Raw genomic sequence first — 15,877 nt, forward strand, 5'->3', positions numbered from 1 at the left:
TAGGCCATTTCGCCTGCTTATCTTTGCAGCTATTTTTGTCGTCATTATGCCATAGCAAATCAATACGCTGGGACAATTGCGACTATAGTTGATTCATTTGGCTATGACGCTAGGGTACAACAAGCCCTATAGCCATCGAGTAGTAGTGACACAGGAAAGTTCAATTCAATGCAACATTTCTCCCGCACATTTATAGCGGCCTCTATCAGCACCGCCTTGTTTGTACCCACCACTCAAGCTGAAGCGAATATAAATGATAGTGTGCAGGAAATGCCCGCCACAGATCAATGTTTGGTCGAAACAAGTGGCGAGGAGGACGCTCTTAATACCCCAGTAGTGGTAGAAGCGGACAACCTGCAAGCCATTAATGGTGACAAAGCACAATACTCTGGAAACGTCCAAGTAACGCAAGGTCCGAAGAAAATCACCGCAGATAGCGTAACACTGCACCAACAAGACAACGTGGTGGTGGCAGAAGGCAACGTGACCTTCAATGACGGACAAGTTAAAGCCCGCTCAGATCGTGTTACCAACGACATCAACCAAGATACCTTCTCGCTTGAAAACACCGAATACCAATTTCTTTGCCAACAAGGTCGTGGTACTGCTGCTTACATTGCGCGTACAGGTCAGTCTGTCTATGAACTAGAAGATGGCTCAATCACATCATGTCCGGAAGGCGATAATTCATGGCGTTTGGTTGCGTCTGGTATTGACGTAGACCAAGACGAAGAGACCGCCACGCTGCACCACCCTCGTTTTGAGATCATGGATGTGCCCGTGTTTTACGTGCCATACATGACTATGCCTATTGGCAATACGCGTAAAACCGGTTTCCTATTCCCTTCTCTTTCTTACGGTTCTAGTGACGGTATGGAAGTGGAAGTGCCATTTTACTGGAACATCGCACCTCAATACGACATGACACTCACTGCACTCTACATGCAGCAACGTGGCACCAAACTCGACACCGATTTCCGTTACCTAACCGATGGTTGGGGTGAAGGTAAACTGAAAGGCGAATACCTCAACAGCGATAAAAAATATCAAGATGATTCTCGCTGGGGTTACCAAGTTAAGCACGATGGTATTATCAATAAACAGTGGATTGTTAAAGTTGATTACTCACAAGTCAGTGACATTGATTACTTCCTAGATTTGGACTCTGACATCGGTAACCGTGAAGACGGCCAGTTAGTCCAAGAAGGACATGTGCAGTACCGTTCAGATTTCTGGGATGCGTCTTTAACCGTTCGAGATTTCCAAATCCTCTTGAAAGAAGAAAACCGTCCATATCGTTTGCTTCCTCAATTAGATTTGAACTACTACACGCCGTTGTGGGGTGATCACCTTAACTTCGACGTAAAAAGCCAAGTCAGCCGTTTTGACACTAGTGATACCGCTCGACCAAACGCGACTCGCGTTCACATAGAGCCGGGGCTAACCATGCCGCTGTCAAACTCTTGGGCCACTTGGACAACGGAAGCGCGCGTACTTTCAACTTACTACTCTCAAGACCTTACTGGCTTGACAGACGTGGACTTGAAAAACCAGCTTGATGAACAAGTTTCTCGTGTTATTCCTGAGTTCCGAACCCATGCTCAGATTTACTTAGAGCGTGACACCAGTTGGATCAAAGGCTACACACAAACGCTAGAACCACAGCTTCAGTACCTTTACGTACCAGAAGAAGATCAAACCAACATCTACAACTACGATACAACGCTGCTGCAAACAGACTATTACGGTCTATTCCGCAGTCGTAAGTACAGTGGTATTGATAAGATCGCATCGGCTAACCAGCTGAGCTACGGTGCAAGTACGCGCTTCTTTGATGATGACTACAAAGAACGTTTGAACGTGTCGTTTGGTCAGATCTACTACTTCGATAAGAAGACGAAAATCAGCAATAGCCCGAACATTCCAGACGAGACAACCAACTACTCTTCATGGGCAGTTGAAGCTGATTTCAACTACAACGACTACCTGTTCTATCACGGTGGCGTTCAGTACGACATCGACTTAAGCTCAATGCAGCTTGCCAACAGTACGTTGGAATATCAGTTTAACGGCGGCTTTATTCAAGGTAACTACCGCTATGTCACTCGCGAATACATCGAAGATACGATCATTCTCGAAAACCTCGACACCATTACTCGTAAAGGTATTTCACAAGCAGGTATCGTAGCGGCATACGAGTTCAACCGTAACTGGTCTGCAAGCGGTCAGTACTACTATGACCTAAATGAAAATACCGATATGGAATGGCTAGCAAGCCTGCGTTACCAATCTGATTGTTGGTACATTGGTTTGACATACTCTAACCAATTACTCGGTTGGGAAAATCAAGCCATCGGCAGTACGGGCTCCTCTCCTGAATACGAAAACAACTTTAGTGTTAACTTCGGTATTCAAGGCTTTGCGACAAATCAAAGCACCGGTACAGCAGTCAAAGAACTGGATGGTTCCGACAACGCGATTAAATACGGTCGCCCATTCTATTTGAACAATTAATCGAATTAAGCGTCTTACTCTAAATAAGACGCTTCTTCAAAAAATACTGACGGAATTTTAAATGAAAATTTGGAAATCAATCTTATTCACGACCCTACTCTCTTGTGGAGCAGTAGCAGCACCGGTAGAGCTTGATAAGGTTGCTGTCATCGTTAACGACGGTGTCATTCTACAAAGCGACATCAATACTGCGATGAAAACCCTACAAGCCAATGCTCGTCAAAGCGGAAAAAGTCTACCTTCGGCAAGCGTGCTCAAAGAGCAAGTGGTAGAAAAACTGATCATCGATACGCTGCAAGGCCAAGAAGCTGACCGTATTGGTGTACGCATCGACGATAACCGTCTAAACCAAGCCATCGCAGAAATCGCACGCAACAATAACCAAAGCGTGGAAGAACTGGCAGCATCCGTGCAAGCAGAAGGCCTAAGCTACCCAGAGTTCCGCGAGCAAATCCGTAAAGAAATTGCAGCGTCAGAAGCTCGTAATGCGCTAGTTCGTCGCCGAATCAATATCCTTCCAGCAGAAGTTGATAGCCTTGCAGACCAGCTAGCGAAAGAAACCAACGCAACCGTGCAATACAAAATCGGTCATATCCAACTGCGTTTCACCGACGGTCAAGATAAATCAGAAGTAGAAGCACAAGCGAAAGCCCTGGTTAAAAAACTGAATGACGGCGCAGACTTCACCGAAATGGCTTACACCTACTCTAAAGGTCCGAAAGCTCTCCAAGGTGGTGATTGGGGTTGGATGCGTAAAGAAGAAATGCCAACCATCTTTGCTGATCAAATCAAGATGCAGAACAAAGGCAGTATCATTGGTCCATTCCGTAGTGGCGTTGGTTTCCACATCCTAAAAATTGAAGATGTGAAGGGGCTAGAAACCGTTGCGGTGACGGAAGTTAACGCTCGCCATATTCTGATCAAACCAACCGTGATTCTTAGTGATGAAGGCGCTAAAAAGCAGTTAAATGAATTCGTTCGTCGCATCAAAGCTGGCGAAGCGACCTTTGCTCAATTGGCCTCACAATACAGCCAAGACCCAGGCTCTGCGGCTCAAGATGGTGAACTTGGTTACCAAACACCGGATCTTTATGTTCCTGAATTTAAACACCAAGTTGAAACACTACCAGTTGGCTCAATCAGTGAACCATTCAAAACGGTTCATGGCTGGCACATTGTTGAAGTGTTAGACCGACGCCAAGTCGACCGCACAGATTCGGCAATGAAGAATAAAGCTTACCGCATTCTATTCAATCGTAAGTTTAATGAAGAAGCAGGCGCATGGATGCAAGAGCTGCGTGCAAGTGCGTTTGTTGAAATCGTGGATGACAACAATGACAACTAATTCAATTCGCAGAATTGTCGTAACCGCAGGGGAACCTGCGGGCATCGGCCCTGACTTAGTGCTGGCTCTATCAAAAGAAGATTGGGCACACCAGATTGTCGTCTGCGCAGATAAAAACATGTTGCTGGAACGTGCCAAAATGCTTGGCATTGATGTCCAACTCTTTGATTACAATCCTGAAGAAGCACCTAAGGCGCAAAAAGCGGGCACACTTATCGTTGACCACGTTGAAATTTCGGAAAACGCGATTGCTGGTCAACTTAATGAAGCCAACGGCCACTACGTATTGAAAACGCTAGAAAGAGCCGCTTTGGGCTGTATGAATGATGAATTTGATGCTATTGTCACCGGCCCTGTTCACAAGGGGGTGATCAATCGCGCAGGTGTTGCATTTAGTGGTCATACTGAATTCTTTGCCGAGAAATCAAATACACCGTTAGTGGTGATGATGTTGGCAACAGAAGGACTGCGTGTCGCATTGGTTACCACACATATTCCATTGGCGTATGTGTCAAAAGCGGTCACCGAAGAGCGACTAGAGAAGATCATCGATATTCTTCATAAAGACCTCGTAGAAAAATTTGCCATCGCAGAGCCAAACATCTATGTTTGCGGGCTTAATCCTCATGCAGGTGAAGATGGCTGTTTAGGTCGTGAAGAGATCGAAACCATCACTCCGACACTGGAAAAGATTCAAAAAGAAAAAGGTATCAAGCTGATCGGCCCACTGCCGGCAGATACCATTTTCAATGAAAAATATTTAAACGATGCAGATGCTGTTTTAGGCATGTACCACGACCAAGTATTGCCAGTATTAAAATACAAAGGCTTTGGGCGTTCAGTAAACATTACTCTTGGTCTACCTTTTATTAGAACCTCGGTAGATCACGGTACTGCATTAGAACTGGCAGGGACAGGTCAAGCGGATACAGGGAGCTTCCGAACAGCGCTCACGCATGCGATAGAATTGGTAGAGAAGAAACAATGAGAAATGATGTCCATTTAGGACACAAAGCGCGTAAACGTTTTGGTCAAAACTTCCTGAACGATCCATACATTATTGATGGCATCGTATCAGCAATTAACCCAAAGCCAGGTCAGAATCTGGTTGAGATCGGCCCGGGTCTTGGTGCAATCACAGAACCCGTTGGCCGTGAAGTAGATAAGTTCACCGTCATCGAACTGGACCGTGACTTAGCCGAGCGTTTACGTAACCACCCTGATTTAGCAGACAAACTAACGATTCATGAAGGCGATGCCATGCGCTTTGACTTCACTCAGTTAGTGAAGCCAAACAACAAGCTGCGTATCTTCGGTAACTTGCCGTACAACATCTCTACACCTTTGATGTTCCACCTATTTGAATTCCATAAAGACATTCAAGACATGCACTTTATGCTTCAAAAAGAAGTGGTGAATCGCTTGGCAGCTGGCCCGGGCAGTAAAGCTTACGGTCGTCTAACGGTAATGGCGCAGTACTACTGTAAAGTTGTACCTGTACTAGAAGTGCCACCAACCGCATTTGTTCCGCCACCGAAAGTAGACTCCGCTGTTGTTCGCCTAGTACCTTATGAAGAGCTACCATGCCCAGCGAAAGATCTACGTTTACTCGATCGCGTTTGTCGTGAAGGCTTTAACCAACGCCGTAAAACCGTGCGTAACTGCTACAAATCTCTGTTGAGCGCAGAAGTTCTGGAAGAGCTAGGTGTAAACCCAAGCATGCGTCCAGAAAACCTAACGCTACAACAATTCGTCGCGATGGCGAACTGGCTAGCGGACAACCCGCAGCACTAATAACTCAAACAATAAGCCAAACCCTTGCCGGTTTGGCTTATTATTAAGTTTATCAAGGAGTGCACATGGACGTCATTCAACCCTGCATCAAGATTCAAGTTCACACCAAATACATCGAAGAGCAATCCAATCCAGAGCTACAACGCTTTGTTTTCGCCTACGTCATTACCATTAAAAACCTCAGCCAGCAGACAGTGCAGCTCATAAGTCGCCGATGGTTGATTACCGATTCCAACGGTAAACAAATGACGGTAGAGGGAGAAGGTGTTGTTGGGCAGCAGCCGTTTATTCCAAGCAACGATGAATACACTTACAGCAGTGGTACCGCGTTAGAAACGCCTGTTGGTGTCATGCAAGGACACTACAAAATGCTGGATGAAAAAGGCCAGGAATTCATCACTGAAATTGAGCCATTTCGTTTAGCAATTCCGAACGTTTTAAATTAATAAGATTGGAGATTTAGTGGCTACCTATATCGTTGGTGACATCCAAGGCTGTTTTGACGAACTACAGCAGCTACTCAAGCGCGTCAACTTTTCCACTCAACATGACCAACTTTGGCTCGCAGGAGATTTGGTGGCTCGCGGCCCGAAATCACTCGAAACACTGCGCTTCGTAAAGTCACTCGGTGACAGCGCAAAAGTCGTACTCGGCAATCATGACTTACATTTACTGGCAGTATCTTACGGCCTGAAAAAGCGAAAAGACAAAGATAAAACGACCCCAATTTTCCTCGCTAAAGACCGCGAAGAACTGCTCTCTTGGCTAGCTAAACAACCTCTTCTGGCAGAGCACGACGAGTTTGTGATGTGTCATGCGGGTATCTCTCCGCAATGGGATTTAGAAACAGCCAGACAATGCGCTCGCGAAGTAGAACGTATTATCCAAGGCGAAGAGTTGCCGTGGTTGCTAAAAAACATGTACAGCAACTTACCAGATCTTTGGGATGACTCACTGGAAGGTCTGGATCGCTATCGCTATATCATCAATGCCTTTACAAGAATGCGTTTCTGCTTTTCTGATGGTCGTTTAGATATGGACTGCAAACTACCTCCGCAAGAAGTCACAGGTGACCAATTGGTACCTTGGTTTGAACTGCCGCACCGCATACCGTTAGAAAAAACAGTGTTATTCGGCCACTGGGCAGCATTGCAGGGCTATATCGATGAAAAAGTCATTGGACTCGATACAGGTTGTGTCTGGGGTGGTTCGCTGACAATGATCCGTTGGGAAGACAAACAACTCTTTACCCAAGACGCTCTCGATTAATCACTAGATCGTTACTCCAAAAACAAAAAGCACCGTGGTTACGGTGCTTTTTTCTATTCTGCTTCGAGAGACTTTTCTAACTATTGCTTTTCTAAAATCGTAAAACGCATGTTGTAAGCGTTTTTCTCATCCGCTTGGTAGGTTTCAGAATATGTCTCTTTGAACTCATTACCCCAGTCTGGGAACTGGGTGTCACCTTCAACTACAACATCAATATGTGTGACGTACAGTTTATTTGCCATCGCTAAACAAGAAGCATAGATAGCACCGCCACCAATGATCATTACTTCTTCAACATCACCTGCAGCCTCTAACGCTTTTTCAACTGAAGTCACCGTCGTAACGCCTTCAATACTCAATGATTCATCTCGGCTAATGACAATATTCAAACGTCCTGGCAAAGGGCGACCAATTGAATCGTAAGTCTTTCTTCCCATTACGACGGGCTTCCCCATCGTACAACGTTTAAACCAAGCAAAATCCGCAGGAAGATGCCAAGGCATTTGATTATCTTTGCCAATAACGCGGTTGTCTGCCATCGCGGCAATCATACTAATGATCATGTCGGGTCCTTATACTATCGGTCTGCGGCGGTAGAATAACAGCCCAGGAACTGCGAGGCCAACTGCTAGACCAGCAATAATAAACATGGCTTTAAGAAAGTTCTCCATGCAGGTCGCAATTAACTCTGGCGAGTAACCCAAATGGTTAATCTCCACCATCGCAATCATCGCTTTGTAAGCAAAAACTCCCGGCACCATAGGTATCAATGCAGCGACAGTAAACACTTTTGGATGAGCCAAAAAGCGGTGAGACCAATGAACCCCTATCATGCCAACCAAGGTGGCAGCGAAGAAGGTCGCCCACTCAATCGGTACTCCAAACTGCATCATCAAGTAACGACTTCCGTGACCAATCGCACCACCTACCGCGCAATAGATCAAAGCTCGCTGTGGCACATTAAACACCAACGCAAAGCCGACTGCAGGGATGGCTGCAAAAAACATGTCATTGAGCAAACCGAGCGTTAAATCAAAAATATTCATTAAATTGCCCACCCCCAAATACCAGTTACACTCATTGCCGCCACAATGCCCAAACACGTTGCTAACGTCAGCAAACTGGCCATTACAAACCGAGCAATACCCATGTTAATGTGACCTTTTAGCATGTCTGCTACCGAATTAATCAGTGGAAAACCAGGTACCAACATCAATACCGACGATGCCATCGCTACGGTTGGTAAATTGCCAATTTGGTAAATTTCAGCTTGAGCAGAAATCAACGTGGTTACAAATGCGGTAGCAGAAAAGTTAAGTAATGGATTGAAGTGACGATGGCCAATCTCTTGGCGCACGATCATGCCACCAGCCGAGGCCAAGAAGGTCATAATAAATACGCCCCAATCGCCACCCGCTAAATGGCTGAATGCCGCGCATGATAAGCCAATCATAAGCACCACTAGCCAGCGGTTGTACCGTTCTGGGCTGATGGTATTCAGTTTTTTTTGCGCCATGGCAGCATCGAGTAACCCGCGCTCCATCATGATACAGATGCGTTGAATTTGCGTAATAACGCGCATGTTGATGCCACGATCGGCACAGCTTCGAGTAGTGGTGATGCAGTGTCCATCCATTACGGTCGTGACAACCAAGGCATTGGCTGAGAGGGCTACAGCCACTTCATGCACGCCACAAGCTAAGCCAATACGACGCATGATATCGCACACAAGCGTACTTTCTGCGCCATGGGCCAACAGCATTTGTCCGGCTTGAGCGACAAGTCGAGAAATGGAGCGTTGGTTAGATACCGTCAACTCTCCAGACGGTATGGTTTCTAGATTCATAGATAGGTCTAAGTCCTTTTAGGGTGTTGCTTACTCTCACGTGAAGGAGGTCAAACAGTCCCGAATTATCACGCGAAGCCACTATTGTGCCGCAAATCACATCATCTAAATATGATTTAGATACAAAAAAAGCCGCAATAGATTTTGCGGCTTTATTAAATTTTCTAGCAAGACATCGCTTGGAGAGAACAATTAGTCACGAACGTAGACAACGTGACCGTCATCTTCTTCGTCATCCCAATCATCCCAGTCGTCGTCATCTTCAGTAACAACGTCTTTTCCTGCCATTGCATCTTTATGGTAATCATCCCACATGAAGTTAACTTTATCTTCTTCAGCCACTTCTTCCTCTTCGCGAGGTAGGTTTTCCATAAAGTCAGCAAGTTTGTAGCAAAGCTCTTTGGTGCCAGAACGGTTGATCGCAGAGATCTTGAAGTACTCGTCTTCCCAACCTAGCGCATCCAAGATCTCTTGGATCTTTTCATTCGCTTCTTCTTCAGGCATCAGATCAACTTTGTTGAACACCAACCAGCGAGGTTTGCTTGCCAGTTTTTCACTGTACTGCTCTAGCTCATCAATGATGGTTAGTGCATTTTGTACAGGATCAGACTGATCAATCGGCATGATATCAATCATGTGCAGCAACACTCGGCAACGTTCTAGGTGTTTCAAGAAACGAATACCTAAACCCGCACCATCAGCAGCCCCTTCGATAAGCCCCGGGATGTCAGCAACCACAAAGCTCTTTTCAGGAACAACACTCACCACACCCAAGCTTGGGATTAACGTGGTAAACGGGTAGTCTGCTACTTTTGGTTTTGCCGCTGATACCGCGCGAATAAACGTCGATTTACCTGCGTTTGGCAAGCCAAGCATACCAACGTCCGCCAACAGCAGTAGCTCAAGACGGATTTCACGAATTTCACCTTTCGTACCTAGCGTTCTTTGACGAGGCGCTCGGTTTACTGAAGATTTGAAACGCGTGTTACCAAGACCGTGCCAACCGCCTTTCGCGACCATCACTTTCTTACCGTGCTCAGCAACTTCTGCAACAATTTCGTTAGTGTGGATATCCACTGCGCGAGTACCCACTGGTACGCGAAGAACAATGTCTTTACCACGTTTACCAGTACAGTTACCACCGCGACCGTTTTCACCACGCTCCGCTTCGTAGAAGCGTTGGAAACGGTAATCAATTAGGGTATTTAGGTTTTCATCAGCTTGGATGTAAACATCACCGCCGTCACCACCATCACCGCCGTCAGGGCCGCCTTTAGTGATGAATTTTTCACGCCAGAAACTGACAACGCCGCTACCGCCATCACCAGCCTGAACTTTTACTACCGCTTCATCTACGAACTTCATCTTTTACTCCGACTACTTCGTGCGTGGATTAAATCTACTGTGTCATCCGACAATTTTAGCAGATGACAGATCTAAGCTCCCAGATTCAAATCGCCTCGGATTCTAACGAGAAACTTCGATATATCGACTGCCATAAATAAAAAACCCCGCCGATTCGGCAGGGCTTTTGAATTCAGCTTAAAGCTATTAAGTAACTTGGTAAAAACCTAATTACTCAGCTTCGATGCTTACAAACTTACGGTTCTTAGGACCTTTCACTTCGAACTTCACTTTACCTTCAGTAAGAGCGAATAGAGTGTGGTCTTTACCGATACCTACGTTGTTACCAGCGTGGAACTTAGTACCACGTTGACGAACGATGATGTTACCTGCAAGTACAGATTCACCACCGAAACGCTTAACACCTAGACGTTTGCTTTCTGAATCGCGGCCGTTACGAGTAGAACCACCAGCTTTTTTGTGTGCCATTGTTAAACTCTCCTAATAGATTAAGCGTTGATACCAGTGATCTTCACTTCAGTGAACCACTGACGGTGACCCTGTTGCTTACGAGAGTGCTTACGACGACGGAACTTAACGATTTTAACTTTATCGCCACGACCGTGTTGTACAACTTCAGCAACAATTTTGCCGCCCTCTACAAGAGGAGCACCAACTTTGATGTCTTCGCCGTTAGCAACAAGAAGAACTTTATCAAATTCTACAGTTGCACCAGTTTCAACGTCTAATTTCTCTAAACGAAGAGTTTGACCTTCGCTTACACGGTGTTGTTTACCACCAGATTGGAAAACAGCGTACATATTTTACTCCGCTTTTTCCGCACAGCCTTTTCATGAGGGTGTGCGCTAAACTAATCATCAATAGGGCGCAGATTCTACAGAAGAGATGCCCCTATGACAAGCCATATTTTGAAAAAATTGGCGAAAAGCTAATCGCCAAAGAAAAGTGCGGCAATCATGCCCTTTAGTAATGTATTAATCAACGTTTTTTAGTGTATTATTCGACAATTATATAAATCGAATAAGCCTTGCAGGGTCTAACTTCAGCCGGATATACGATGGATTTTAAAACTATCCAAGCGCTTACTGCCGATGACATGGCAAAAGTGAATGAAACAATTCAAGCCCAACTAAATTCTGATGTCTCTTTAATCAACCAGCTCGGTTTCTATATCGTGAGTGGTGGAGGCAAACGTCTACGACCGTTACTGGCAATATTGTCAGCACGTGCATTGGGGTACCAAGGCACTGGCCATACGATGGCAGCGGCGTTTATCGAGTTCATCCATACAGCAACTTTGCTGCACGATGATGTCGTGGACGAATCAGATATGCGCCGTGGAAAAGCGACAGCGAATGCTGCGTTTGGTAATGCCGCGAGCGTACTTGTTGGGGACTTTATTTACACTCGCTCATTTCAGATGATGACTGAGCTAGGATCCATGAAGATCCTTCAACTAATGAGTAATGCAGTAAATGTGATCGCCGAAGGTGAAGTTCAACAGTTGATGAACTGTAACGATCCTGACACGACCGAAGAAAGCTACATGCAAGTCATCTACTCAAAGACTGCACGCTTGTTCGAGTCTGCAACGCAAATTGGCGCGATCTTAAATGATGCTCCAGAACACGTTGAATTGGCTCTGCAGAATTATGGTAAATACCTAGGCACTGCATTCCAGCTTATTGATGATGTAATGGACTACACATCCGATGGCGAAGACATGGGCAAAAACGTTGGTGATGATTTGGCTGAAGGAAAACCGACTCTGCCTCTGTTGCATGCAATGCGTAATACGACGCCAGAAAATGCGCTGATGATTCGCGAAGCGATTGAAAAAGCCAATGGCATGGAACGCTTAGATGAAATCCTAGCCGTTATGAAAGAGGCCGGTTCGTTAGAATACACTACGCAGAAAGCGTTAGAAGAAGCAGATAAGGCGATCGCTGAACTGGAAGTACTACCAGAATCAGAATACAAAGAAGCGCTTATCACGCTAGCTCATGTTGCGGTAAAACGCACCCGCTAGCACCATCAGACCCTTTAGCAAGAAACACAAAAGGAAGAGCATTTCGCTCTTCCTTTTTCGTCTCAGATCTAGACAATTTCAACGGCTCTGACTAATAGTATCTTTCGCTGCCACCGTGCAGCTGTGGATCGTCCTCTATCTCATCAAAACTCACTGCTATCTGTTGATCTGAGCCTTGCTTGGATAACAAAACGGTCTCTGCTTCACGGTCGACAACCAAAATCGTACCGACGCCTTCTTGGCACTCAACAACCATGCCTTTTCGGATTCGACTTGCTTCCATCATCTTCTCCTTAACAATGTTGTTTTGGTTCGCTTGTGATACGTAATTCAGAGCAAAAAAGATCAAAAAAGCCGATCCTAAGATCGGCTTTCTTCTTAATTCGCGTTATAGAGATTATTTAGCGAATTCAACACCAATGTTGATGTCGCCATTTAACGTTTCTAGCATTCCATCTAGCGCCGCTTTTTCGAAGTCGCTCAATTCGCCGTAGCTTAGTACTTCTTCTACGCCTTCTTTACCCAACTTCACTGGTTGTGCAAAGTAAGGTGCGTGCTCGCTATCACCTTCAACGTAAGCACACTCAACAACGCCTTCTTCACCTTGAAGAGCTCGTACAAGTGCTAGACCGAAACGACAAGCCGCTTGGCCCATAGAAAGTGTCGCACTACCGCCACCCGCTTTTGCTTCAACAACTTCTGTGCCCGCGTTTTGAATACGCTTAGTCAGAGCTTCTACTTCTTCAGCTGTAAACTCCACACCTTCTACTTGAGAAAGAAGAGGAAGAATTGTCACGCCAGAGTGACCACCGATAACTGGTACACGAATATCGCTAGGATCTTTGCCTTTGAGCTCAGCAACAAACGTTTCTGAACGGATCACGTCTAGTGTGGTAATACCGAATAGGCGACGCTTGTCGTAAACGCCCGCTTTCTTCAGAACTTCAGCAGCGATTGGCACTGTTGTGTTCACTGGGTTAGTGATGATACCTACACATGCTTTAGGACAAACAACCGCAATCTTTTCAGCGAGTGATTTCACAATACCAGCGTTTACATTGAACAGATCCGCACGATCCATGCCCGGCTTACGAGCAACACCCGCAGAGATAAGAACTACATCTGCACCTTCTAGCGCAGGAGTTGGATCTTCACCAGCGTAACCTTTGATCGATACTGGTGTTGGGATGTGGCTAAGATCTGCTGCTACGCCAGGCGTAACTGGAGCAATATCGTATAGGGCTAAATCAGAACCAGCAGGAAGACGGTTCTTAAGCAGAAGGGCAAGGGCTTGACCGATGCCACCAGCGGCACCAATAACGGCTACTTTCATGTAGTTCTCCTTGAGAGTATTTCTCTTATAAACGTATTCGTAGGGTAGTTTGTAACCAACTGAAATAAGCTATCGGAATCACAACTTGATTACAATCAATTAACGCCAGCTTTGCGACCTCGCGCAACTCGCTGTTGTCGTGCTACAAATGAAGGTTGGATTATTCTTTTATTCTGTTGAAATGACAAGAAATTCAATAGGACAAAACGAGACTGATTGAATAATCTTAAAGAATCCTGTTCTGTTTATGGTTTACAGTGATGCAACTAACAGAATGCCGGGACTTTTTGGCACTGCATGAATATATATGCGAGAATATGCAAAATTGCTGACACGTACTAAGAGAATCATAATGACTATGCGCAATTCAGAGAAACAAGATAACCTAGTCCGCGCCTTTAAAGCCCTGCTAAAAGAAGAGAGCTTTGGCTCACAGGGTGAAATTGTTGACGCACTCAAGCAGCAAGGCTTTGAAAGCATTAACCAATCTAAAGTTTCACGTATGCTGACCAAGTTTGGTGCTGTTCGTACTCGTAACGCAAAAATGGAAATGGTGTACTGCCTACCAGCTGAGCTGGGCGTACCAACAGTAAGCAGCTCTCTACGTGAACTGGTTTTAGACATCGATCACAATGCGGCATTGGTTGTCATTCACACAGGTCCTGGCGCAGCACAGCTTATTGCTCGCCTACTCGACTCGTTAGGTAAATCCGAGGGTATTCTTGGCGTAGTAGCGGGTGACGATACCATTTTTATTACCCCTACAATGCCAGTATCAACTGAACAATTGTTCAAGTCTGTATGTGAGCTATTCGAGTACACAGGCTGAGACCGACGAACATTGGTTTAAGTAACTCTTTGTGGGCTATGAAAGAAGTACTATTTTGTAGCCCATTATTTATGTAAACAAATTGCTTCATGCGACTACTTTTCACTCACCACTTTTGTGATTAATATCACGCAATTGATCTTTTTCAACATCTTGCCTTAATCATACCTAACTAGCTGTTATAAAAAGAATTAAACCGAAGATCAATCACTACACCTTGTCGCAAGCTTTAGACTTATTCGCTATAACATTTAACATTCGGATAATTTTCTGCCAATTTTTTGTTATGATTTGCTCGCTTTTTCAAACAATTGGATTGGAAAAGATGCCGTTTCCAAATAGGAAACTCCAGAAGTGATTTATGGTTATTTCCGGGTAAATAATGAATATAAGGAAGGGAAATTCATGGCATTTAACAAACTTCTCAAAGTAGGCGCTATCGCTGCAGTTGTAATGGGCGCAGGCGCGGTTAACGCTCAAGAGTTTATTACTATCGGTACTGGCTCTGTAACTGGTGTTTACTACCCTACTGGTGGTGCTATCTGTAAGTTGGTAAATAAAGGTCGTAAAGACCACAACATCCGTTGTTCAGTAGAATCAACTGGTGGCTCAATTTACAACGTTAACACTATCCGTGCAGGCGAATTAGATTTTGGTATCGTGCAATCGGATTGGCAGTACCACGGCTACAACGGTACGAGCAAGTTTGCGGAACAAGGCCCGTACAAAAAACTGCGTGCAATGTTCTCTCTTCATACTGAACCTTTCAACATCATCGCACGTGCTGACTCTGGCATCGAAAACGTTCAAGACCTAGCTGGTAAGCGTGTCAACATCGGTAACCCAGGTTCTGGTGACCGCGCGACAATGGGTGTAGTAATGGATGCAATGGGCTGGACAAATGACAGCTTCAAACTTGCTTCAGAGCTAAAAGGCTCAGAGCGTTCTCAAGCCCTTTGTGACAACAAAATTGATGCGTTCATCTACATGGTTGGCCATCCAAACGGTTCAATCAAAGAAGCAACAACATCATGTGATGCGAAGCTAGTGCCTGCAACTGGTCCTAAGATCGACAAGATCGTCGCAGACAACCCGTACTACGCATTCAGCACAGTGCCGGCTGGTATGTACCGTGGTACAGATAAAGACGTGAAGAGCTTTGGTGTTGCAGCAACAATGGTAACAACAGCTGATGTTTCTGATGAAGTTGCATACAACGTTGCTAAAGCCGTGTTCGAGAACTTCGACACCTTCAAACGTCTGCATCCAGCTTTTGCTAACCTGAAAAAAGAAGACATGGTGAAAGCAGGTATTTCTATCCCTCTTCACCCAGGTGCAGAAAAATACTACAAAGAAGTGGGTCTAATTAAGTAAGCACTCACTTATTTCAATCTCAGGCAGAAAAAGATGGTTTTCTGCCTGATTGAGTATGCTGGTTGTAGCACGTTGAACCAGCATGCTTTGTTCATTTGCCAGTTTTTCTTAGAACTGCGCACTCAATACCCAAGAAAACACTTTAACGCCGCCAACAAAGCACTCGGTACTCTTGCTTT

17 protein-coding genes are annotated in these 15,877 nt (G+C 45.3%); 9 read left to right on the forward strand and 8 right to left on the reverse strand.

Going from position 1 to position 15,877, the window contains the following annotated elements; genetic code table 11:
- Positions 1 to 168: 168 nt before the first annotated feature.
- From lptD to apaH, 6 genes are all read left to right on the forward strand, one after another.
- Positions 169 to 2,514: an LPS assembly protein LptD gene (gene lptD / locus ACF8OV_RS09365; RefSeq protein ID WP_005459627.1), complete on the forward strand. Its 2,346-nt coding sequence runs from the start codon at positions 169 to 171 to the stop codon at positions 2,512 to 2,514.
- A gap of 61 nt (positions 2,515 to 2,575) precedes the next feature.
- On the forward strand, positions 2,576 to 3,859 hold the full coding sequence (gene surA, locus ACF8OV_RS09370; protein ID WP_005459625.1) for a peptidylprolyl isomerase SurA: 1,284 nt from the start codon (positions 2,576 to 2,578) through the stop codon (positions 3,857 to 3,859).
- Positions 3,849 to 4,847, forward strand: coding sequence for a 4-hydroxythreonine-4-phosphate dehydrogenase PdxA (pdxA, locus tag ACF8OV_RS09375; RefSeq protein WP_005488414.1), 999 nt, complete (start codon positions 3,849 to 3,851; stop codon positions 4,845 to 4,847). Before surA ends, pdxA begins: the two co-directional genes overlap by 11 nt.
- Complete coding sequence (rsmA, locus tag ACF8OV_RS09380; RefSeq protein ID WP_005459622.1) at positions 4,844 to 5,653, forward strand: 16S rRNA (adenine(1518)-N(6)/adenine(1519)-N(6))-dimethyltransferase RsmA; 810 nt, start codon at positions 4,844 to 4,846, stop codon at positions 5,651 to 5,653. Before pdxA ends, rsmA begins: the two co-directional genes overlap by 4 nt.
- 65 nt (positions 5,654 to 5,718) lie before the next feature.
- The gene (gene apaG, locus ACF8OV_RS09385; protein ID WP_005459620.1) at positions 5,719 to 6,099 is read left to right on the forward strand and encodes a Co2+/Mg2+ efflux protein ApaG; all 381 of its coding nucleotides are present in this window, start codon (positions 5,719 to 5,721) and stop codon (positions 6,097 to 6,099) included.
- Between the two features lie 16 nt (positions 6,100 to 6,115).
- Positions 6,116 to 6,922 (forward strand): bis(5'-nucleosyl)-tetraphosphatase (symmetrical) ApaH, encoded by an 807-nt coding sequence (gene apaH, locus ACF8OV_RS09390; protein WP_005480531.1) that lies wholly within the window; start codon positions 6,116 to 6,118, stop codon positions 6,920 to 6,922.
- An 80-nt stretch (positions 6,923 to 7,002) separates the two neighbouring features.
- Here the strand turns inward: apaH and folA are convergent, their stop codons facing one another.
- From folA to rplU, 6 genes are all read right to left on the reverse strand, one after another.
- Positions 7,003 to 7,485: a type 3 dihydrofolate reductase gene (gene folA / locus ACF8OV_RS09395; RefSeq protein WP_203504600.1), complete on the reverse strand. Its 483-nt coding sequence runs from the start codon at positions 7,483 to 7,485 to the stop codon at positions 7,003 to 7,005.
- Positions 7,486 to 7,494: 9 nt separating this feature from the next.
- Positions 7,495 to 7,968, reverse strand: a complete 474-nt coding sequence (locus ACF8OV_RS09400; RefSeq protein ID WP_005459611.1) for a threonine/serine exporter family protein — start codon at positions 7,966 to 7,968, stop codon at positions 7,495 to 7,497.
- Positions 7,968 to 8,768, reverse strand: a complete 801-nt coding sequence (locus tag ACF8OV_RS09405; RefSeq protein WP_021487175.1) for a threonine/serine exporter family protein — start codon at positions 8,766 to 8,768, stop codon at positions 7,968 to 7,970. The genes ACF8OV_RS09400 and ACF8OV_RS09405 overlap by 1 nt, the downstream gene beginning before the upstream one ends.
- Before the next feature lie 192 nt (positions 8,769 to 8,960).
- Complete coding sequence (gene cgtA / locus ACF8OV_RS09410) at positions 8,961 to 10,133, reverse strand: Obg family GTPase CgtA (protein WP_005489537.1); 1,173 nt, start codon at positions 10,131 to 10,133, stop codon at positions 8,961 to 8,963.
- Between the two features lie 210 nt (positions 10,134 to 10,343).
- Complete coding sequence (gene rpmA / locus ACF8OV_RS09415) at positions 10,344 to 10,601, reverse strand: 50S ribosomal protein L27 (RefSeq protein WP_005383095.1); 258 nt, start codon at positions 10,599 to 10,601, stop codon at positions 10,344 to 10,346.
- 20 nt (positions 10,602 to 10,621) lie between these two features.
- Positions 10,622 to 10,933 (reverse strand): 50S ribosomal protein L21, encoded by a 312-nt coding sequence (gene rplU / locus ACF8OV_RS09420; protein ID WP_005383096.1) that lies wholly within the window; start codon positions 10,931 to 10,933, stop codon positions 10,622 to 10,624.
- Between the two features lie 257 nt (positions 10,934 to 11,190).
- Here rplU and ispB point away from each other — a divergent pair, with 257 nt between their 5' ends.
- A complete protein-coding gene (ispB, locus tag ACF8OV_RS09425) occupies positions 11,191 to 12,162 on the forward strand; it encodes an octaprenyl diphosphate synthase (protein WP_005479642.1) in 972 nt (323 codons plus the stop codon).
- Between the two features lie 91 nt (positions 12,163 to 12,253).
- On the opposite strand, the gene ACF8OV_RS09430 is transcribed toward ispB, so the two are convergent.
- Positions 12,254 to 12,445: a hypothetical protein gene (locus tag ACF8OV_RS09430; protein WP_005479653.1), complete on the reverse strand. Its 192-nt coding sequence runs from the start codon at positions 12,443 to 12,445 to the stop codon at positions 12,254 to 12,256.
- Positions 12,446 to 12,559: 114 nt separating this feature from the next.
- A complete protein-coding gene (mdh, locus tag ACF8OV_RS09435) occupies positions 12,560 to 13,495 on the reverse strand; it encodes a malate dehydrogenase (protein ID WP_005454639.1) in 936 nt (311 codons plus the stop codon).
- A 358-nt stretch (positions 13,496 to 13,853) separates the two neighbouring features.
- Here mdh and argR point away from each other — a divergent pair, with 358 nt between their 5' ends.
- A complete protein-coding gene (gene argR / locus ACF8OV_RS09440; RefSeq protein ID WP_005430583.1) occupies positions 13,854 to 14,324 on the forward strand; it encodes a transcriptional regulator ArgR in 471 nt (156 codons plus the stop codon).
- A 405-nt stretch (positions 14,325 to 14,729) separates the two neighbouring features.
- The gene (locus tag ACF8OV_RS09445) at positions 14,730 to 15,698 is read left to right on the forward strand and encodes a TAXI family TRAP transporter solute-binding subunit (protein WP_203504598.1); all 969 of its coding nucleotides are present in this window, start codon (positions 14,730 to 14,732) and stop codon (positions 15,696 to 15,698) included.
- Positions 15,699 to 15,877 lie beyond the last annotated feature (179 nt).

The organism is Vibrio sp. GLN_1, assembly GCF_043106015.1.
GTDB classification, from domain to species: Bacteria; Pseudomonadota; Gammaproteobacteria; order Enterobacterales; family Vibrionaceae; genus Vibrio; species Vibrio parahaemolyticus.

What these genes read in the sequence shown, in the direction of transcription:
- cgtA (WP_005489537.1), bottom strand. Translation starts at nt 10,133, where the DNA reads ATGAAGTTCGTAGATGAAGCGGTAGTAAAAGTTCAGGCTGGTGATGGC.
- ACF8OV_RS09405 (WP_021487175.1), bottom strand. Translation starts at nt 8,768, where the DNA reads ATGAATCTAGAAACCATACCGTCTGGAGAGTTGACGGTATCTAACCAA.
- surA (WP_005459625.1), top strand. Translation starts at nt 2,576, where the DNA reads ATGAAAATTTGGAAATCAATCTTATTCACGACCCTACTCTCTTGTGGA.
- pdxA (WP_005488414.1), top strand. Translation starts at nt 3,849, where the DNA reads ATGACAACTAATTCAATTCGCAGAATTGTCGTAACCGCAGGGGAACCT.
- folA (WP_203504600.1), bottom strand. Translation starts at nt 7,485, where the DNA reads ATGATCATTAGTATGATTGCCGCGATGGCAGACAACCGCGTTATTGGC.
- mdh (WP_005454639.1), bottom strand. Translation starts at nt 13,495, where the DNA reads ATGAAAGTAGCCGTTATTGGTGCCGCTGGTGGCATCGGTCAAGCCCTT.
- ACF8OV_RS09400 (WP_005459611.1), bottom strand. Translation starts at nt 7,968, where the DNA reads ATGAATATTTTTGATTTAACGCTCGGTTTGCTCAATGACATGTTTTTT.
- rsmA (WP_005459622.1), top strand. Translation starts at nt 4,844, where the DNA reads ATGAGAAATGATGTCCATTTAGGACACAAAGCGCGTAAACGTTTTGGT.
- ispB (WP_005479642.1), top strand. Translation starts at nt 11,191, where the DNA reads ATGGATTTTAAAACTATCCAAGCGCTTACTGCCGATGACATGGCAAAA.
- ACF8OV_RS09430 (WP_005479653.1), bottom strand. Translation starts at nt 12,445, where the DNA reads ATGGAAGCAAGTCGAATCCGAAAAGGCATGGTTGTTGAGTGCCAAGAA.
- apaG (WP_005459620.1), top strand. Translation starts at nt 5,719, where the DNA reads ATGGACGTCATTCAACCCTGCATCAAGATTCAAGTTCACACCAAATAC.
- ACF8OV_RS09445 (WP_203504598.1), top strand. Translation starts at nt 14,730, where the DNA reads ATGGCATTTAACAAACTTCTCAAAGTAGGCGCTATCGCTGCAGTTGTA.
- rplU (WP_005383096.1), bottom strand. Translation starts at nt 10,933, where the DNA reads ATGTACGCTGTTTTCCAATCTGGTGGTAAACAACACCGTGTAAGCGAA.
- rpmA (WP_005383095.1), bottom strand. Translation starts at nt 10,601, where the DNA reads ATGGCACACAAAAAAGCTGGTGGTTCTACTCGTAACGGCCGCGATTCA.
- lptD (WP_005459627.1), top strand. Translation starts at nt 169, where the DNA reads ATGCAACATTTCTCCCGCACATTTATAGCGGCCTCTATCAGCACCGCC.
- argR (WP_005430583.1), top strand. Translation starts at nt 13,854, where the DNA reads ATGCGCAATTCAGAGAAACAAGATAACCTAGTCCGCGCCTTTAAAGCC.